Annotated in this window: 16 protein-coding genes; 5 read left to right on the forward strand and 11 right to left on the reverse strand. The window is 72.5% G+C overall.

The window, feature by feature from the left end:
- Positions 1 to 5 precede the first annotated feature (5 nt).
- The 7 genes from ABFT23_RS18890 to ABFT23_RS18920 form a co-directional block, all read right to left on the reverse strand.
- A complete protein-coding gene (locus tag ABFT23_RS18890) occupies positions 6 to 995 on the reverse strand; it encodes an AAA family ATPase (RefSeq protein ID WP_347898002.1) in 990 nt (329 codons plus the stop codon).
- Positions 996 to 1067: 72 nt separating this feature from the next.
- Positions 1068 to 3716 (reverse strand): hypothetical protein, encoded by a 2649-nt coding sequence (locus tag ABFT23_RS18895; RefSeq protein WP_347898004.1) that lies wholly within the window; start codon positions 3714 to 3716, stop codon positions 1068 to 1070.
- Positions 3717 to 3764: 48 nt separating this feature from the next.
- Positions 3765 to 8030 carry an FtsK/SpoIIIE domain-containing protein gene (locus ABFT23_RS18900; RefSeq protein WP_347898006.1) on the reverse strand — a complete coding sequence of 1422 codons (4266 nt, stop codon included), beginning with the start codon at positions 8028 to 8030 and terminating at the stop codon, positions 3765 to 3767.
- A gap of 147 nt (positions 8031 to 8177) precedes the next feature.
- A complete protein-coding gene (locus ABFT23_RS18905; RefSeq protein ID WP_347898008.1) occupies positions 8178 to 8441 on the reverse strand; it encodes a hypothetical protein in 264 nt (87 codons plus the stop codon).
- A gap of 59 nt (positions 8442 to 8500) precedes the next feature.
- A complete protein-coding gene (locus tag ABFT23_RS18910) occupies positions 8501 to 10270 on the reverse strand; it encodes a peptidoglycan-binding domain-containing protein (protein WP_347898010.1) in 1770 nt (589 codons plus the stop codon).
- 229 nt (positions 10271 to 10499) lie between these two features.
- Entirely contained in the window at positions 10500 to 10769 is a 270-nt protein-coding gene (locus ABFT23_RS18915) for a hypothetical protein (RefSeq protein ID WP_347898012.1), read from the reverse strand.
- Positions 10770 to 10839: 70 nt separating this feature from the next.
- Positions 10840 to 11691, reverse strand: coding sequence for a hypothetical protein (locus tag ABFT23_RS18920; protein WP_347898014.1), 852 nt, complete (start codon positions 11689 to 11691; stop codon positions 10840 to 10842).
- A 166-nt stretch (positions 11692 to 11857) separates the two neighbouring features.
- On the opposite strand from ABFT23_RS18920, the gene ABFT23_RS18925 reads away from it, so the two are divergent.
- The 5 genes from ABFT23_RS18925 to clpX all read left to right on the forward strand — a co-directional run bounded on the left by ABFT23_RS18925 (position 11858) and on the right by clpX (position 16267).
- A complete protein-coding gene (locus ABFT23_RS18925; RefSeq protein ID WP_347898016.1) occupies positions 11858 to 13030 on the forward strand; it encodes an esterase/lipase family protein in 1173 nt (390 codons plus the stop codon).
- Entirely contained in the window at positions 13027 to 13524 is a 498-nt protein-coding gene (locus tag ABFT23_RS18930) for an SRPBCC family protein (protein WP_347898017.1), read from the forward strand. Before ABFT23_RS18925 ends, ABFT23_RS18930 begins: the two co-directional genes overlap by 4 nt.
- 101 nt (positions 13525 to 13625) lie before the next feature.
- Complete coding sequence (locus ABFT23_RS18935; protein ID WP_347898638.1) at positions 13626 to 14231, forward strand: ATP-dependent Clp protease proteolytic subunit; 606 nt, start codon at positions 13626 to 13628, stop codon at positions 14229 to 14231.
- Positions 14232 to 14244: 13 nt separating this feature from the next.
- Positions 14245 to 14850: an ATP-dependent Clp protease proteolytic subunit gene (locus ABFT23_RS18940; RefSeq protein WP_347898019.1), complete on the forward strand. Its 606-nt coding sequence runs from the start codon at positions 14245 to 14247 to the stop codon at positions 14848 to 14850.
- Between the two features lie 121 nt (positions 14851 to 14971).
- Positions 14972 to 16267 carry an ATP-dependent Clp protease ATP-binding subunit ClpX gene (gene clpX / locus ABFT23_RS18945; protein ID WP_347898021.1) on the forward strand — a complete coding sequence of 432 codons (1296 nt, stop codon included), beginning with the start codon at positions 14972 to 14974 and terminating at the stop codon, positions 16265 to 16267.
- 15 nt (positions 16268 to 16282) lie between these two features.
- Here clpX and ABFT23_RS18950 read toward each other — a convergent pair whose 3' ends face one another.
- Genes ABFT23_RS18950 through ABFT23_RS18965 form a run of 4 tightly spaced genes read right to left on the reverse strand, consistent with a single transcriptional unit; the run spans position 16283 to position 19108 of the window.
- The gene (locus ABFT23_RS18950; protein ID WP_347898023.1) at positions 16283 to 17233 is read right to left on the reverse strand and encodes a hypothetical protein; all 951 of its coding nucleotides are present in this window, start codon (positions 17231 to 17233) and stop codon (positions 16283 to 16285) included.
- Complete coding sequence (locus ABFT23_RS18955) at positions 17230 to 17721, reverse strand: hypothetical protein (RefSeq protein ID WP_347898025.1); 492 nt, start codon at positions 17719 to 17721, stop codon at positions 17230 to 17232. The genes ABFT23_RS18950 and ABFT23_RS18955 overlap by 4 nt, the downstream gene beginning before the upstream one ends.
- Positions 17718 to 18743, reverse strand: coding sequence for a hypothetical protein (locus ABFT23_RS18960; RefSeq protein WP_347898027.1), 1026 nt, complete (start codon positions 18741 to 18743; stop codon positions 17718 to 17720). Before ABFT23_RS18960 ends, ABFT23_RS18955 begins: the two co-directional genes overlap by 4 nt.
- Positions 18743 to 19108, reverse strand: a complete 366-nt coding sequence (locus ABFT23_RS18965) for a hypothetical protein (RefSeq protein WP_347898029.1) — start codon at positions 19106 to 19108, stop codon at positions 18743 to 18745. Before ABFT23_RS18965 ends, ABFT23_RS18960 begins: the two co-directional genes overlap by 1 nt.
- Positions 19109 to 19216: the final 108 nt, after the last annotated feature.

Raw genomic sequence — 19216 nt, forward strand, 5'->3', positions numbered from 1 at the left:
CCGGCTCAGCCGGCGTCGGGCTGCGGCGGCTGGACCGACTCGAGCACCTCGTGGACGACGGCCTCGCTGGTGTGGCCGGCGAGCACGGCGTCGCGGGCCAGCACGGTGCGGTGGGCCAGCACGGGCTCGGCGAGCCGCTGCACGTCGCTCGGGACGACGTAGTGGCGGCCGCGGGCGGCGGCGTAGACCTGCAGGCACCCCACGAGCGCCTTGAGGCCGCGGGTGCTGACGCCGACGCGGACCCGGGGGTCGCGGCGGATCGTCGTCCCGATCTCGCGCACGTAGCGCAGGATCGGGTCGGCGACGTGGAGCCGGCCGAGCTGGGCGGCGACCGCGGCGACCTCGTCGGGCGTGGTGGCGGTGGGGACGTCGTCGACCCGGCCGGCGTTGCTGCCTGGGCGGAGCACCTCGATCTCGTGCTCGGCGTCGGGGTAGCCGAGCGAGGTGCGCAGCAGGAACCGGTCGAGCTGGGCCTCGGGGAGGCGGTAGGTGCCCTCGAGGTCGATCGGGTTCTGGGTGGCGATCACGACGAACGGCCGGGGCACCGGGTGCCCGATGCCGTCGACGGTCACGGTGCGTTCCTGCATCACCTCGAGCAGCGCCGACTGGGTCTTGGCCGCGGCCCGGTTGATCTCGTCGGCGAGCACCACGTGGGCGAAGACCGGACCCTGCCGAAACCGGATCTGGCCGTCGCGGGGGTCGAACACGGTCGTGCCGGTGACGTCGCTGGGGAGCAGGTCGGGGGTGAACTGGATGCGCCCGACGCGCCCGCCCATCGCCTGGGCGATGGCTCGCGCGAGCGTCGTCTTGCCGGTGCCGGGCACGTCCTCGAGGAGCACGTGCCCGCCGGCGAAGACCGCCACGAGGGCGAGGTCGACCACGGCACGCTTGCCGTGGACGGCGGCCTCGACGGCGTCGCCGATGCGCTGGTGGAGCCGACCGAAGTCGGCGATCTCCTGCTCACCCGGCACGGCGGGTTCGACGAGAGCGGTCATGGGGCGGCTCCTCGGGACGACGGGGCGGTCGTCGTCGTGGTCGCGCTCCGCGGGGGAGCGGGTCGTGTCGGATCAGGGGATGTGACACGTGTAGGGATAGCAGTTCGGCGGCTGCTCCGGGTAGGGGCCCACCGGACCGGTGCCGTCGCCGGGGTCGCTCGGGTCGGGGCCCGGCTGGTACACGGTCTGGGTGGTGGTGAACGTGAAGGCCCGGCTGACGACCTCGCCGCGCGGGTTGGCGGCCTGGAAGCGCACCTCGTGCTGGAAGATGCCGTCGTCGGGCGCGATCGCGGGCCCGTTGGCGAAGCCAACGGTGACGCTGGTGGCGTTGCAGGCGACCTTCTGCTTCTCGCCGCCGTCGACGGTCCAGCTGCAGTCGCCGGCGAAGGCGGCCCAGTCGCGGGGCGGGCGCAGCCGCAGGTCGATGGCGCCGGTGCCGTCGTCGGCGGCGCCGACCTGCTTCGGGCTGGCGGGGTCGACGACCTGGCTGTTGGCGACCGGCAGGTAGGGCGGCGGCTGCGGCGGGGCGACGCCGCGGAAGATCCCCGGGGTGCCGTTGCCGAGCAGGCTGCTGGCGACGACGGTGGCCTCGTAGTCGCCGCCGACCTTGCAGTTCGGGTCGGTGGTGCGCAGGCAGGTCCAGGTGAAGTCGAGCTCGGTCGTGGTGCCCGTGACCCGGCCGCGCTTGACCCCGTCGGGTGTGGTGACGGAGACGTCGTAGCCGGTGATCGTCTCGCCGTTGGCCGCGGCGCCGGACCACGTGATGGTGACCTCGAAGACCTCCTCGTCCTTGTCGCCGAGGTAGGTCGCGGTGCCCTTCACCACGGGCGCGCCGGGGCGCGCCGTGGTGGTGACCGGGTTGCTGGTGGCCGAGACCGCCTGCTTGTCGCCGAGCACCGCGGTGACGGTGAAGGTGGTCGACTCACCAGGGGTGATCTGGAGCAGCGCCTGGCGGGCGCTGCCGGGCAGCTCGGGGAAGGCCTTGCCGTTGCTGGCCCGGACGACGAAGCCGTCGGCCTGCGGGAGCCCGGAGTGGCGCCAGGTGAGCAGCACCTGGCCCTCGCTCTGCGCGACCGCGTAGACGTCGCTCGGGGCGGAGACGGGCTGGCCGACGCCGGAGCTGGGGGCGGGGTCGGGGTTGGCGTTGGTGCCGGTGCCCTGGCAGCCCTTCTTGCCCTTCTTCTTGCCCTTGCCCTTCTCGGTCGGGGGCGGGGTGGCGCCTCCGGACGGCGGCGGCGAGGTCGGCGAGCCGGCGTTGTCGCCCGAGCCGTCGGACCCGCAGCGGGGGCCGCCGTCGTCGGGGCTGCTGCCGTTGCCGTTGCCACTGCCGGGGTTGGGGCCGTTGCCGTTGCCGTTGCCGCTACCGGGGTTGGGCGGGGTGCTGCCCGGGCTCGTGGTGGCCGGGGGGCTGGTGCTCGGGGGCGTGCTCGGCGGGGTGCTCGGCGGCTCGTCGTCGTCTCCGGGGTTCAGCAGGTCGTCGAGCAGACCGCCGACCGGGCCGCCCGACGAGCCGGACGGCTCGTTGCCGAGGCCGTTGGTCGGCAGCTCGTCGTCCTGGCGCACGATGGTGGAGCGGGTGCCGTCCTCGTGGACGACGAGGCCCTGGCCGGAGCCAGGGGTGTTGATGATCAGCTGGTCGTCGTCGAGCACGAGCTCGGGGTCGTCGCTGCCGGGGGTCGTGATGTCCTCGTCGGCGCGCTCGCCGTCGGTGCCGAGCCGGACGACGCGGCCCTCGCCACGGCACGGCACGTGCACCTGGCCGCGGAAGACCTCGGGGGTGCCGGGGTCGTCGCAGTCGAGGGCGGCCATCTCGACCTCGACGATCTGGTCGGGCATCAGCATCGTGAGGTAGCCGCTGCCCTGCGAGACGACCGGCACGAGGTCGGCCGGGGCCTTCTCGGGGGCGAGGAGGTCGCCGATCACCTTGGGGGCGTCGGCGCGGCGCTCGTCGTCGGTGCCCACCTGGGCGACCATGCCGGTGTCGGGACCGAAGACGGTGACCCCGCGGTCGTGGGCCACGAGCACCGAGCCCTCGCCGCTGCCCTCGACCTGCTCCTCGTCGTCGTCGTCGAAGGCGAGCTGCTCGTTCGACCAGGCGAGGCGGTGCAGGGTGCCGTCGTCCTCGAGGGCCCAGATGGTGCCGTCCTTGTCGGTGACGGCGTCGGCTAGGCCGGAGCGGGCCACCCAGATGGTGCCGATGGCGTCGGTGGTGACGGGGTCCATCGCGGCGATCGTGGACTGCTCGGGGTCGACGAGGAAGACGCCGTCGTCGTTGTAGATGGTGTCGACGCCGCCGCCGGCGGTGATGCGGCGTTGGCCCGAGACGAGGATGCTGGTGAGGTCGAAGGCGAGCAGCCGGCCCGAGGTGTGGTCGGCGACGTAGAGCTGGCCGTCGTGCTCGGCGGTGATCTGGATCGCGTCTCCGGGGTTGCCGACGAGCTGCTTGACCTCGAGCTGTCCGGTGGAGGGGTTGACCTGGAGGATCTGTCCGTTGGGCTCGTCGCTGAGCCAGGTGAGCCCGTCGGCCACCTCGACCGCGGTGCTGCTGATGCCCTGGCCGAAGAAGACGCCGGCGACGAGCGAGCCGCTGACGACGAGCACGGAGAGCTCGGCGGCACCACGCGAGCGGCCCTGCTGGTCGGGACTGCGCCGTCGCAGGGCGGGCACGAGCGCGCCGAGGCGCGCCTTCCAGCCGGTGCGTCCCGAGTCCTGCTCCGCCATCACTGCTCCTTCGTCGCCTGCTGCTGTCGTGTCACCACGGTCGGTCGGTCACTGCCCGGCCTGTGCATGGACGAGCTGGGCCACCCATGCGGTTCCCCCGTCGCACCACACCCCGCGCCCGGGACCGGTGAGCGGCTCGGTGGTCTTGGTCGGGATCGACACGCCCAGCGCGTCGCCGTCGGCCCACTCCGGAGTGAGGAGGAACCCACGACGCGTGCGGCGCGCGGTCTCGACCAGGCCCTCCGGACCACCCCGGGCCTTCGCCTGGGCGGTGTCGGCGGTCACGACCAGTCCGATGCGCTGGCTGTGGGCGCCGAGATCGCCCAGGAGACGGTCCCGCGCGGCACGGCGTGCTTCGTCGACTCCGACTCCAGCATCCCAGAGATGGGCGTTGTCGACCATGACGAGAGCCCAACCAGTCTCGGAAGATTCCGCCAACCACCGGGTGACGGCGTCGGCCGTGGCCCCGTAGTCGGCCTCGCGGATGACGGTCGGCGGCTGGTCGCTGCGCGAGACCAGGGCCTGGATGCCGTCGAGCGCGCCGGTGCGTCCGGAGCGGGCGCGACCGGCGATCAGCACGGGGCCGGCGAGCAGGTCGACCTCGAGGACGGCGACCGCGTCGGCGTCGACGGCGACCGCGGCCACCGAGCGCCGCGGGGCGGGCAGGGCGGCCTGGTCGAGCCGGGCCGGCATCGGCGGCACGGGGGCCGCGACCCGGCCCTGGGTGCGCGGGGCCAGCAGCCGGTTGACGACCTCGATGCGCTCGGCCTGCACCGGGGTGCCGGCGCCGCCGGTGGTCGCGACCTGCACGCTGCGCTTGCCCAGGAGGCCGGCGCCGGGCGCCGAGTCGGAGTCGAGGACGTTGCCCGGGACGCCGAGCATCAGGTAGTCGTCGCCGGTCGTCATCCGCAGGATCAGGCGGCGTCCGAACGAGGAGCCGAGTGACGTGGGCACGCCGGTGCGACCGGGTGCGGTGGCGATCACGTGGATGCCGACACGTCGTCCGTTCTGGAGCACGGTCTGCAGTCTCTCCACGTGCGCCGGGGCTACACCTCCTCCGGTCTCCAGGTTCTCGACGAGGGCCGGGAGGTTGTCGATGAGCACGTAGACGCGGGGCAGCGCGGCCCCCTGCCGGGCCAGGTCGTCGAGGTCGGCGCACCCGCGCGCGGCCAGGGCCTGGGCCCGCTCGTCCATGGTGCGGCGCAGCAGCCGGATCAGCCGCATGACCCGGCCGAGCTGGCTCTCGGTGACGATCGCCTCGACGGTCGGGACGCCGGAGATGGCGGCGAGCCCGCCACCGGCGAAGTCGATGCCGTAGATGTAGGGCGCGGCGCCGTAGCGGCCGAAGGTGTCGGCGATCGAGGCGCTCAGGGCCGCGGTGCGCAGCAGCTCGGTCTTGCCCGAGCCCGACGCGCCGTGCACCAGCAGGTGGCCGATGGTGGCGAAGTCGAGCGCGAGCTCGGGCTGGCGCTGGGCCTCTGGCTCGTCGATGCGGCCGATGACGACGTTGCCGCTCGTGCGGTCCTCGGCACCGGCGCGCAGGGCCTCGACGTCGAGGGGCAGCTCCGACGGCAGGGCCGGCAGCCACGGACGCTTGGGCGGGGTCGCGCCCGAGACGATGAACGACTCGTTGATCGTGTGCACGCAGCGCTCGAGGTCGGTGCGCGGGTTCAGCCGCTGCTCCGGCCCGGCCGCGCCGTCGTAGGAGGTCGCCGCGCTGAACGGGTGCACGAGCACCGGCACCTCCGAGCCGGCCATGGGCTCGCGGGCGCCGGTCCAGGCCGACTGCACGAGCTCGGCGGTGCCGTGGCCCGTGCGGCGGATCCAGGCCCGGCCCGGCGTCCGGCGGGAGATGCGGGCGGCCTCGGGGCTGTCGATGACGTCGCGGGAGTCGTCGGGGGAGGAGACGCGCAGAGAGATCCGCAGGTCGGCGTTGGCCTTGATGTTGCCGGTGACCACGCCCTGCGGGCGCTGGGTCGCGAGCAGCACGTGCATGCCGAGCGAGCGTCCGCGCTGGGCGATGTTGACCATGCCGTCGACGAACTCGGGCACCTCGGCAGTGAGGGCGGCGAACTCGTCGACGCAGATGAGCAGGCTCGGCGGGGCCACGTCGGGTCGCTCGCGCTCGAGCTGGACGAGGTCCTTGACGCCGTACTCGCCCAGCAGGTGCTCGCGGTAGTTGATCTCGGCGCCGATCGAGGTGAGCGCGCGCTGCACGAGCGCGGGCGTGAGGTCGGTGATGTAGCCGACCGTGTGCGGCAGGTCGGCGCACTCGCGGAAGGCCGCGCCGCCCTTGTAGTCGACGAGCAGGAAGTTCATCCGCGACGGCGGGTTGTTGAGCGCGAGCGAGCACAGCAGTGACTGCAGCAGCTCGGACTTGCCGGAGCCGGTGGTGCCGGCGACCAGGCCGTGCGGGCCGTCCTCGCGCAGGTCGATCGTGGTGACGCCGTCGATGCCCGAGCCGATCTGGGCGCGCAGGCCGGTGGAGGCCTGCCAGCGCCGGGTGACGGCGGTGACGTCGTCGAGGTCCTCGAAGTCGGCGCTGAGCTCGGGCAGGCGGACGACGGCGGGGATCGCCGTCGACGGCGGCAGGACGGCGGCCTCGTCGACGTAGGCGGTCATCAGGCGGGCGGCCCGCCAGGCCTGGTCGAGGGAGACGGCGTCGGGGGTCTCGATGTGGGCGATCCCCTGGCGGTCGGCGACGCCGACCTCACCGGTGGCGAGGTCGATGCGCAGCGACGTCGCGGCCGGCACCTCGGTGGCGAGGCGGCCGAGCCAGACGAGGTGGATGCGGCGCTCGGCGGCGACGGCGGCGACCGCCTCGACGGTGCGCCGGGCGATGCCGGCGTCCTCGTCGACGAAGACGATCGTGTGGCCGCGGCCGCCGTCCTCGGTGACCAGGTGGTCGAGCAGGGCGGTGGCCGCCCGGGCGCCGACGGCGACGGGTGGCTCGCCGCCGAGGCGGGCCGTCGCGTGGGGCAGCCAGCGCAGCCAGGCCTCGTGGCCGGCGCGGGCACGGCCGAAGCAGCCCGCGACGCTGACGTCGGTGGGCGAGTGGTCGAAGGCCAGGCGCAGCATCATCGAGCGCACGAGGGCGTCGACGGCGTGCGGCTCGCCGGTGATCGCGACGAGCGGGTGCTGGGTGAGGTCGGCGAGCACGGGCATGTCGTCGAGCCGCTCGCGCTCGGCGAACTCCTGCTGCACCTCGCGGCGGGTCGCGCGGTCGCCGCCGTCGCTGATCGCACCGGTCAGCAGCGCCGGGACGGTGCCGATGCCGAGGCGGGTGACCAGGAAGGCCTGGCGGTTCTCGGAGCGGGCCCACAGGTACGGGTCGCGGGCGGCGGCCCGCGTGCGCAGCGTCTCGGCGTCGGGGTAGTCGTCGTGGAACTGGGCGCGCTGGCGCACGGCCTGCTCGTCGATGCGGGTGAGGAAGTCGTCGACGTCCTGGCGCCAGTCGCGCAGGTCCTCTTGAAACTGCTTCTCGGCCGCGCGCTTCTGCTGGCGCCAGCCGAGGAAGCCGAGGATCGGCCAGGCGGTCATGTAGATGATCGCGTAGAGGCTGCGGGCGCGGGCGAACAGCGCGACGCCCATGACCATCGGCAGCATCAGCATGGCCCATGGCATCGGGGTGGGCTTGTTCTTCGTCGGCGGCGACGGCACCTCGAGGACGGTCTCGACGAGCGGGTCGCCGAAGCGCGGCGGGCGGAAGACCGAGACGACCGGGGCCTCGGTCGGCAGCTCGCCGGCGTCGACGACGAGCGTGCTGCGGCCCAGCTTGATCGGGGTGCCCCAGTCGATCTCGCGGCCGGTGACGACGCGCTCGCCGCCGACCAGGGTGCCGTTGGCCGAGCCCTCGTCGTAGACCACGGGCCGGGTGCCGAGCACGATGCGCGCGTGCCGCTGGCTCACCAGCGGGTCGGTGAGCCGCAGGGTGCACGAGGCGCCGCGGCCGAGGGTGAGGCTGCTGCCGCGCACGTGGAGGCGCTGGCCGCGGTCGGGCCCGTCGGTGACCCGCAGGACGGCGCGCGGCCGGGCCGAGCTGGAGACCCGGGTGAGCCAGGCCGGGGGAGCGGTGACGACGTCGAGCAGGTCGCCGGTGCGCAGCCCGCACTCGGAGACGAGCCGGTCGGCCGGCCACGGGTGGCCGCCGTCGACGGGCACGAGGAGCAGGTGGGGCTGGTCGGGCGCGACGTGGCTGCCGATCGCCCGCGCGAGGTCGGCGACCGTCGCCTCGCCGCGCGCCTGGACGGCGACGTCCACCGACGGGAGGCCGGTCTCGGCCGCGGTGCGCAGCGAGAGGGTCCAGCTCTGCATCAGGTGCTCCTGGGTGGTCTAGACATTTCGGGTCGAAATGAGAGACGGCCGCTGGGATACCCAGCGGCCGTCCAACGCAAGCACGGAACAGACGATGAGCGCGCGAAGCGCTCCACGCCTCTGACGGCGCCGCAGGCGCCGGGGCCGTCAGGCCGAGACGCTCTCCTGCTCCTGGGCCTGGTTGTTGATCAGGGTCGAGAACTCCTGCAGCGACTGGGTGACGCGCTGCAGCATGGTGACGTAGTCGCTGCTCCACGAGTCGCGGGTGCGGTCGGCGTCGGGGCCGATCCACTCGAAGCCCTGGATCACCTGGGTCATGCGACCGGTGAGTGCCTCGAGCTCCTGCGAGCCCTGGTTGATCTGCGTGGAAGCCTGGCGGCCGGCCTCGACATCCATACCCTTCATGGCCATGGAACTGCTCCTTCTCTGTGGTTGCTGATCTCGATGAGTTCTGCGGTGGGTGGTGGGTGCTAGTTGCTGCCGCCGGCGCCCATGCGGGACCGGACGTGTGCGGTGGCCTCGGCGGCCGTGATGACGCCGTTGCGGTCGACGTCGAGCTCGCGGTTGGGGCCGTAGGCCCGCTCGCCGCGGGAGAACAGGGCCTCGTCGCCCGAGTGCGGGCTGCCGGCGAGGATCGAGGTGTAGACGGACTCGAGGTCGCCGAGGCGGCCGCGGTAGGGCTCGAAGTAGCGCTCGACGTACTGCAGCTGCTCGGTCGGCGACATCCGGGCCAGCTCGCCGGTCGTCGTCCCGAGGCCGCGGGCGGTGGAGTCCATGAACTGGATGAGCCCGGTGGCCGACGAGCGCGGGTTGCGGACGTCGGAGGCGAACGAGCCACCGGTCTCGAAGCTCATCGCGGCCATGATGTGCTCGGGCCGGGCGCCGAGGCGCTGGCTCATGCCCTCGACCTGGCGCAGGAACTCGGGAGTGACGTTGGGGTTGCCGCGCACGCCGGTGATCTCGTGGTAGTCGTAGCCGGTGGGCGAGGTGTAGCCCTGGCCGGACTGGACGGGCAGCGGGTGCTCGGCGCGGTAGGCGTCGTAGGCGGCCTGGGTGTTCGGACCCCAGGCGCCGTCAGCCCCCTTGGTGTCGTATCCGGCGGCGGTCAGGCGCTCCTGGAGCTCGCGGACGCCCTCGCCGCGCGAGCCGCGGCCGTTGGTGCTGGCCAGCTGGTCGATCTTGGTGTCCGAGCCCCCGGCGCCGCGACTGGCGAGGGCGGCGCCGCCGAGGCCGAGCGCGGCCGCGCCACCGGCGATGCCGGCCGCCGCGCCGTAGGAGGTGCCCTCGCTGCTGGCCTCACCGGCGGGCTTGGCGTGTTCCATGCCGCCGGCGCTGCCGAGTGAGTCGGCACCGGGAGCCGCGCCGCCCAGGCCGCCGTCGGAGAGCGGGCCGCCGATGCTGGCGCCGCTGGAGGTTCCGCCGAAGTCGCTCGGGGTGCCGCCGGCGGGCACGCCGCCGCCGGAGGGGGCGCCGACGGAGCCGCCCGACGAGCCGCCCGACGAGCCGCCCGACGAGCCGCCCGACGAGCCGGTCTCGAGCGGGACGCCGCCGCCGATGCCACCGGAGCTGCCGATCGGCTTGAAGGCGTCGGGGGCGGCGGTGAGGTCGTGGCCCACGAGCGGGGGTTGGTTCCCGCCGATCGCCATGGTGCTGATGCCGGGCGAGAGCGAGCCGCCGCCGAGCGGCACGGCGGGGTCGGCGGGCTTGGCGCCGTCGGGGCCGTCGAGGTCGATGCCGGTGTCGATCATCAGGTGGCCGTTGTCGCCGATCGTGAGCCGGGGGCCCTCGCTGGTGGCGGTGCCGTTGCCGAGCGGCGCGCCGCCGCCGGTCTCGCTGCCGGTGCCGGGCGACGTCGGCGTGCTGGCGCCGGGGGCGCCGGTGATCGGGTCGCCGGTGTAGGGGGTGATCGGGGCCGGCAGCGACGGCGTCTCGTAGCTGGGCAGCGAGCCGAAGTCGACGGTGCCGCCGTTGCTGGCCTCGTCCTGGGCGTCGGCCTGGGAGCCGAGGACCTTGGCGAACAGCCCGAGCGCCATCGAGATCTTCTCGAGCCACGGCACGACGGTGGTCTCGAGGTAGGTGGCGTAGGCCAGGCTCGCGCCGCCGGAGAAGAACGAGGCGGCCTTGAGCAGGGCGATGAGGGCCTTGAGGTAGGTGATCACCTGGTCGGTGATCTCCTTGCCCTGCTCGAACTCCTGCCCGACCTCACGCAGCTCGTCGGTGTCGGCTCCGAGAAACGCCATGGTGCTGCTCCTTGGTCTGAGGCCTGCGGTCTGGAAGAGGTGGGAGCGGGTGGCCCGCTGGTGAGGAAGTTAGGCAGCGCGGTCGCCCCGGGTCGAGAGCAGGCCGGGTGGAAACTTCCGTGCTGTCGGGGCCGATGCGCGCTCGTCGGGGCGCCCGAACGGCTCGAGCCACCGACGCCGGGTGGCGTCGGTGGCTCGAGGAAGTGGTGCTACGCGGTGTCGTGCGGAATCAGGCGCTGGCGGCGTCCTGCTCGTCGGCCTTCGCGATCAGGTAGCCGGCCTGCGTCTCGATCTCCCGGCAGGCCGCGTTGGCGTTGGGGATGAAGCTGTTGCCGATGTCGTCGGCGATCTTGTCCTTGTCGGCGCCGACCCAGCTGGTCGCCTGGACGCGGGCGAGGAGCTTCTGGCACACGCCGCCGACCATGCCGGCGTGCTCGCCCATCTGGTTGGCGGTGTTGCGGGCCTCGTCGGTGTCCATGCCCTTCATGTTGCTGCCCATGGGGCCTCCTCGAGATGTGGTCCGGTTCGTCGGTGACGACTGGACGCTAGGCGCGTCGCGGAGGCGCGGGCTAGGAGACGACCGGTGGAAGTTTCCGGGCTGCGGCGGCCCGTTCGACCTGCTCGAGGTCGTCGACGGTCACGATGCGGACCTCGGCGGTGCGCCGTCCGATGGCGAAGCGGACGTTCTGCGCACGGCCGCGGCCGGCGTTGAACGGGTCGTCCTTCGGGCCGAAGGCCAACGAGGAGATGGTGCGGATGGCGTCGTCGACCCGCTGGGCGCGCTCGAGGTTCCAGGCGTAGCCGTGCCAGCCGAGCACGCGCTCGTAGATCTCGCGGTTGGACGGCGGGCGCGGGTAGTCGTCGGTGCCGGTGAGCCAGGGCTCGGCGAGGGCGAGGGCGACGTACCACTCGCGCGAGAGCGGCGGCAGCTTCGGCGCGGGGGCCGTGGCGGTGGCGTCGAGGTCGGCGTAGGGGTCGTCGTCGGGCTTGGGACGGGCGGCCGGCTCGGGCACGGAGGTGGCGACGTCGACCACGATGGCGAGGTCGTCGTAGGTGGTGGGCCCGGTCTGGCGCCCACGCATGACGACGAGCTGGTTCTCGCCCTCGTCGAGCAGCAGCGACATGCCCTCGGTGATGGTGACGCGACGCGCCCCACCGGGGGCGTCGAAGAGGCTGGAGACCTGGGTCTCGCCCGAGCCGTGCCAGCGCAGCCGGGCGATCTCGTCGCCGACGACGAGCTCGCCGAGCAGCCGGCTGACGTGCGGCGCGCACCGGGGGAGCGCGATCGCGGTGACGCGCAGGGCGTCGCCGGGGTCGTCGTCGGGCACGGCGTGGTGGGGGGAGCGGCCGAAGAGCAGGGTCTCGCCGGTACCGAGGGTGACCGTGGGGAGTCCCGAACCGCGCAGGGTCACGCGCAGCACCGCACCACCGCCTGCCGGTGTCGCCCTGTCATCACGTGTCGAATCCAACCACAGCCGCTCCACACCCCAGTGACGTTCGGGCAGACCCGGGGGATCCACGAGGCGACCACCACGCGGCGGCGTGCACTGAGTGCACGGGTGTTCACTCACGCGTAGCATGAGGCGCATGACCCAGCCCGGCCCCGGCGTCCTCGACGCCCTGTCGCTGCTCGCCGAGGTCGCCGACGAGCTCGTCGTCAAGAGCGCGCGCGACACCCACCTGGCCTGGGCCGACCGCGCCCACGGCCTCACCAACCGCGCCACCCGGGGGGCCGGCACGGTGCCTGAGGTCGTGCACCGCGGCATCGCGGCCGCCGTCTACGAGGGCCTCGGCCTCGGGCTCCGGACGGCGTCCAAGGGGCTCGACAAGGCCGCCGAGGCCGGCCTCGGCCCACGCCTGGAGGCCGGACCGCGCGGCCGCCTCCTCTCCTCGGTGGTCAACGGCCTCATCGGCGACCGCCTGCTCGAGGAGCGCCCGCAGCTGGCCATCCCGACCGCCGTGCGCCTCGACGGCGCCGACGTCGAGCCCGAGCCCGACGAGCTCGCCCGGGCCTTCCCGGCCGCCACCGGCCGCGTGGTGCTGTTCGTGCACGGCTTGTGCGAGAACGAGTCGTCCTGGGACCTGCACCGCGACCGCACCGGGACCACCTACGGCGAGGCCCTCGCCGCCGACGGCTGGACGCCGGTCTTCCTGCGCATCAACACCGGCCTGTCGCTGCGGTCCAACGGCGTCGCCCTGACCGCGCTCGTCCAACGGCTGGTCGAGGCGTGGCCGGTGCCGGTCACCCGGGTCGCGCTCGTCGGGCACTCCCTCGGCGGGCTCGTCGTGCGGGCCGCCGGTGCGGTCGCGGCGTCCGCCCCCGACCACCCCGACTGGAACACCCTCGTCTCCGACGTCGTCACGCTCGGCACCCCGCACCTCGGCGCCCCGATCGCCTGGGGCGTGGGCCACGGCAGCCGGGGCCTGCAGCGCCTGCCCGAGACCGCGGCGTTCGGCCGGTTCCTCGACTGGCGCTCGGTCGGCGTCCACGACCTCGTCGCGGGCCTCGCCGACGACGTCCCGCCGCTGCCGCACGCCCGCTACCACCTGGTCGGCGCGACGCTCACCGAGAGCGAGCGGCACCCGGTCGGCGACGTCGTCGGCGACCTGCTCGTGCGACCGCGCTCGGCCTACGGGCGCGATCGGCGGGGGCGGGAGCTGTTCCCCGGCGCCGACACCGTGCACGTCGGGCGCACCGACCACTTCGGCCTGCTCAACCACCCCGTCGTCCTGCGCCACCTGCGCGCGTGGCTGGCATGAGCACGGCCCCGAGCGGGGCGTCGGGGGCCGCCGACCGCGAGCTGCGGGTCGAGACGACGACCACCGCGGCGCCCGCCGCGGTCTGGGCGGCGCTCGCCGACCTGTCGCGCATGCCGGCGTGGAGTCCGGAGCTGCTCGCGATGTGGCCGCTGCTGCGCGGCGGCCTGCGCGTCGGGCAGCAGTACGTCGGCGTCAACCGGCGCAAGGTCGTGGTCTGGCCGACCCGGTCCGTCGTCGCCGAGCTCGAGCCCGGGCGGCGCCTGGCGTGGGACACCCGCTCGAGCGGGGCCCGCTGGATCTGGGAGCTCGAGCCCACGGCCGACGGCGGCACCCGCGTCGTCCACCGCCGGCCCGTGCCGCGCCGTCTGACCCGGGCCAGCGGCCTGTTCGCCGGCGTCCTGCTCGGCGGCGCGGTCGCGCACGCCGACGAGCTCGAGGCCGGCATGGCGACGACCCTCGCCCGCCTCACCCGCGAGGTCGAGAACGGCGCCTGAGCACGCCGATTCGGCTCGTGGCGAACAGGGGCCGTCGTCCCGTGGAACTGTCCGTGGCGCGGGCTAGGGTCGGCGACGTGAACCAGTACTCAGACCACTCCATGGGTGGCGGCGCCGGGCTCAACGTGCTCGACGACCACATCTACCAGCGGCTGCTCCGCGAGCGCATCGTGTTCCTCGGCTCCGAGGTACGCGACCAGAACGCCAACGCGATCTGCGCCCAGCTCCTGCTGCTCTCGGCCGAGGACCCCGAGGCCGACATCTTTCTGCACATCAACTCGCCCGGTGGCTCGGTCGACGCCGGCATGGCGATCTACGACACCATGAACTACATCCCCAACGACGTCGCCACGGTCGGCATGGGGCTGGCGGCGTCGATGGGCCAGTTCCTGCTGTGCGCCGGCACCAAGGGCAAGCGCTACGCCCTGCCGCACGCGCGCATCATGATGCACCAGCCGTCGTCCGGCATGGGCGGCTCGGCCTCCGACATCAAGATCCAGGCGCAGCAGTCGCTGCACATCAAGAAGGTGCTGCTCGACCTGATCTCCGAGCACACCGGCCAGCCCGTCGAGCAGGTCATCGCCGACGCCGACCGCGACCGCTGGTTCACCGCCCAGCAGGCGCAGGAGTACGGCCTGGTCGACCAGGTCATCAAGAGCGCCCGCGAGGCCGCCGACGACGGGCGCCCCGCGCGCCAGAAGGACTGAGAGGCAACCCGAGATGACCTATCACATCCCCCAGTGGGAAGAGCGGACCTCCTACGGGTTCCGCCGCATCGACCCCTACACCAAGCTGTTCGAGGAGCGCATCATCTACCTCGGCACGCCGATCAGCGACGACATCGCCAACGCCGTCATCGCCCAGCTGCTGTGCCTGCAGTCGATGAACCCCGACCAGGACATCAGCATCTACATCAACAGCCCCGGCGGCTCGTTCACCGCGCTGACCGCGATCTACGACACCATCCGGTTCATCAAGCCCGACGTGCAGACGGTGTGCCTGGGCCAGGCCGCCTCGGCCGCGGCGATCCTGCTCGCCGCCGGCGCCAAGGGCAAGCGCCTCGCACTGCCCAACAGCCGCATCCTGATCCACCAGCCCTACACCGAGGGCACGTTCGGCCAGACCTCCGACATCGAGATCCAGGCCAACGAGATCCTGCGCATGCGCGAGCTGCTCGAGAAGATGATCAGCGACCACTCCGGGAAGTCCATCGAGGAGGTCAGCCGCGACATCGAGCGCGACAAGATCCTCACCGCCGAGCAGGCCGTCGAGTACGGCCTCATCGACAACGTGCTCGAGTCGTTGAAGACCCCCGCGCTCGCCTGAGCGCACACCTCGCCGACGGTTCGCCGTGTCCGTCCCCTGCCGGGGGTGGCACGGGGTACCGTCGGGGGGCTGCACCCCGCACGACATCCAGACCATCGTCTTGACCCCAGGAGGACCCCCCGTGGCACGCATCGGTGACGGAGGCGACCTGCTGAAGTGCTCCTTCTGCGGCAAGTCCCAGAAGCAGGTGAAGAAGCTCATCGCCGGTCCCGGCGTCTACATCTGCGACGAGTGCATCGACCTGTGCAACGAGATCATCGAGGAGGAGCTCAGCGAGGGCACCGAGGTCAGCCTCGACGAGCTGCCCAAGCCGAAGGAGATCTTCGACTTCCTCAACTCCTACGTCATCGGTCAGGAGCAGGCGAAGAAGTCCCTCGCGGTCGCGGTCTACAACCACTACAAGCGGGTGCAGGCCGGCCTCCAGCCCGGCGGCGGCTCCGGCAACGGCAAGCACGCCAAGGACGAGGTGGTCGAGGTCGCCAAGTCCAACATCCTCGTCATCGGGCCCACGGGCTGCGGCAAGACCTACCTGGCGCAGACGCTGGCCCGGATGCTCAACGTGCCGTTCGCCATCGCCGACGCCACCGCGCTCACCGAGGCCGGCTACGTCGGTGAAGACGTCGAGAACATCCTGCTCAAGCTCATCCAGGCCGCCGACTACGACGTCAAGAAGGCCGAGACGGGCATCATCTACATCGACGAGATAGACAAGGTGGCCCGCAAGGCCGAGAACCCCTCGATCACGCGCGACGTCTCCGGCGAGGGTGTGCAGCAGGCGCTGCTGAAGATCATCGAGGGCACCACCGCCTCGGTGCCGCCCCAGGGCGGGCGCAAGCACCCGCACCAGGAGTTCATCCAGATCGACACCACCAACATCCTGTTCGTGGTGGGTGGCGCTTTCGCCGGGCTCGAGCACATCATCGAGCAGCGGGTCGGCAAGAAGACGCTCGGCTTCACCGCCGAGGTCCGTGGCGCCGAGGAGAAGGCGCAGGACGACCTGCTCGCGCTCGTCCGTCCCGAAGACCTCACCAAGTTCGGTCTCATCCCCGAGTTCATCGGCCGCCTCCCGCTGATCGCCAGCGTCAACAAGCTCGACCAGGAAGCGCTGGTCCAGATCCTCACCGAGCCCCGCAACGCGCTCACCAAGCAGTACCGCAAGCTGTTCGAACTCGACGGCGTCGACCTCGAGTTCAGCGACGACGCCATCAAGGCCATCGCCGACAAGGCGCTCGAGCGCGGCACGGGCGCCCGCGGCCTGCGCGCCATCATCGAGGAGGTCCTCCTCCACGTGATGTTCGACGTGCCGTCGCGCGGCGACATCGCCAAGGTCGTCGTCACCGGCGAGGTCGTCGAGGGCGAGGCGGCCCCCACCCTGGTGCCCCGCGAGGCCGAGCCGAAGAAGAAGAAGTCGGCCTGAGCCTGCCGGCGATCCCTACGGCGTCAGGGCCACCGAGGCCGAGACCGCGACGCCCCATGCCTCGAGCCCGAGCTCGACGAGGTGCTGGCCGTCGCGGGGAGCCTCTAAGAACAGGGTCTTCACGATCATGTCCGGGGTCTCGACCGGGTCCGCGATGCCGGTGCCCTCGGCCGGCGTGACCTCGCTGCCGTCCTCGATGCTCGGGGTCAGCCGAGGCTGGGCCCTCGGCGGTGTCCGACCGTCGATCGTGAGGTCGGTGAGGAGCAGCTCGGTGTCGACCTCGACGTAGGTACGGCCCTCGTCGGCCCAGCCCAGACCGGGAAGGTAGGGCGTGATGGTCGGCCGGAGCCGGCAGCCGATGTCGACGTCGACGTCCGGGGCCGCCGTCCACCCCTCGGTGCAGTCGAGCTCGCCACCGGTGACGGCCGTGCCGTCGTAGTAGGCCTCGGCCACGCCGGCATCGCGCGAGCCGTCGGTCCCGAGCCGCTGCTCGAGCCCGTCGTAGTCGACCGAGACGACGACGTCGCCCTCGGAGCGGGTCGGCACGTAGGTCGTCACGGGCGCCGCCGCCTCGGCCCGGCCCTCGGCGTCGACCGTGTAGGGCGCGGGAAGGTCGTAGGACTCGTCGCCCACGTCGATCGACACCGCGACCGGGGCGTCGACCTTGCCGGAGGTGTTGACGACCGTCGGGTCGGCGCGCCCGAACGCCACCTGGACCGGCAGGTACCGCCAGCCACGGGGGGGCCGGTGCTCCTCGCCGTCGTCGGCGTCACCGGCCGAGACCTCGTCGACGGCCTCGGCCACGGTCACCTCGATCGCCCCGGCCGGCACCACGACCGTGGTGACCGAGCCCTCGAGGCCCGGCTGGGGGCGCCCGGTCACCTGCTCGGCGTCGTCCTCGCTGCAGGCCACCAGGGAGGCGGCGCACGCGAGCACGGTCAGGACGACGACGGCCAGGCGGTTCACCGGCCGGCCATCTCGTACTTGAGGTCGAGCACCTGGGCGAACTGGTCGACGATCAAGGCGGTCGCGGCACGCCCGGCCGCCAGGCAGAACGAGTGCTCGTCGAGCTGTCGGGCGGCGTCGTCGGCCCGCACCTCGAAGGTGCGCATCCCCAACGCCGACATCGACACCCCTGCGCTCTCGCCCCAGGCGTGGATGCCGGCGATGCGCGCCTCGTAGTCCTCGCTCCGACGTCGCAGCCGTTCGTGGGGAGGCCGCACGACCCGCCCCTCCTGGCGGCTGCGGAGCTCGTAGAAGGCGCGCATGCGGGCCCGGTAGAGCTGGGGCAGGAGCGACTCGAGCTCGGCGACGACGGCGTCGATCGGAGTGCGGGCGAAGTGGTCCGGCTCGCACCAGAACCGGACGTCGGTGCGCCCGCTCACCTCGCCGTGCACGTGGCCCTCGGGGCTGTGCGCCACTGCGTGCAGGTAGTGGATCGAGGTCGCGGTCACACCCAGCTCACCTGCGAGTCGTTGTCGTCGGGCCGGCCGATGAAGCGAGGGTTCTCGTCGGCGTCGGCCAGGGAGGGCGGCTCCGGGATGAAGTCGGTGCGGAAGTCCTGCAGCATCGCCAGAGCGTTGGTCATCGCGGTCTCGACACCCTTCTCCACCTGCACGATCCGCTCCTGCATGGTCGTGACGGCCTGCTTGGCCTCGCGGATGACGTCCTCGGGGGTGTCGGCCTCGTCTCCCTGCGAGTCGGGGTCGCTGCCCATCGCCTCGCCGATGCCGCTGCCGGCGCTGGCGATGGCGTCGACCGTGCCGACTGCCTTGTCGGCGACCTCGGTTCCCTTCTCGAAGGCCTCGGCCGTGGTGATGCCCGCCGCCGTGAGCGTGCCGGCGACCCCGACGAACGGCACGGCGACCGTCGCGGCGAGGCTGAGCACCTTGATCGCCATGTTCCAGTCGTCGGCGTTGCACTCGTAGCAGTTCTCCATGGCGTGCTGGGCCTGGGTGACGATGTTGTCGAGATTCTGCGGGACCTCGCTCCACACGTCGCGCAGGGCCTCGAGAGACCCCTTCAGCACCGCGATGGCGGTGTGGATGTTCTTCATCCTGAGCCGGAACGGCAGGACGTGGTTGTCCAGGAAGGCGTTGGCGGCCAGACCGTCCCACTCGTTGATGTAGCGCGCCGAGCTGTTGAGCGCCGCCAGGTTGGGGTTGGTCGCGGGGTCGTACTGTCCCGCCGGGTCGGAGAAGGCGTCGGCCGACACGGCGAACATGGCCAGCTCGCACCCCCGGATGGCGTCGTCCCACCCGTCGCCCTCGGGGATGAGGAAGTAGTCGCTGAACATCGAGGGCACGTCGGCGTACTTCTCGCGGACGCCAGCGGCGGCGCTCTCGTAGTCGCTGTCGGTCGCCGGCATCTGCGAGGCGTTGGCGCCGTCGCGGACGTTCTTCTCCGTCTCGACCTCGACCGCCGTCTCGTAGAGGTGCTCCGCCTTCGCGCGGAGGGCGGAATAGTCCCAGGCCATCAGCTCGTCCCCTCGCCGTTGACGATGTCGCGTCGGCGGTTGTCGAACTCGGTCTGCGCCTCGCCGTCGGTGAACTCGTAGTTGTTCGCGATGTAGACCAGCGCCTCGCCGACCTCGGCGTAGTTGCTCGCCGTGGTCGTCAGGATCTCCTTGAGCGCCGCGACGTAGGCGTTGACCGACGCTTGCGGGCCCACCGACGCGTCGGGCTGACTCCACGAGCCACCCCGGTAGAAGTTGTCGATGGTGGCCGGGAGCGCGTCTGCTCCGGCCTGGAGCTCGCCGACGAGCTGCACCCCGATCAGGTTCTTGCCGGCGTTCCACAGGTTCGCCAGGTCGACGCCCAGCTCGTATCCGTGGGAGGTCATCATGGTCCTTCCGTCCGAGATGTGAACGGGGGACTGGTTCCCGCCGCAGGGCGCGACGAAACGCCGGCCACCGGCGACCGGGAGGTCCAGGGGTGACGGGCAGGGCTG

The organism is Nocardioides secundeburneus, assembly GCF_039939255.1.
Taxonomy (GTDB): Bacteria; Actinomycetota; Actinomycetes; order Propionibacteriales; family Nocardioidaceae; genus Nocardioides.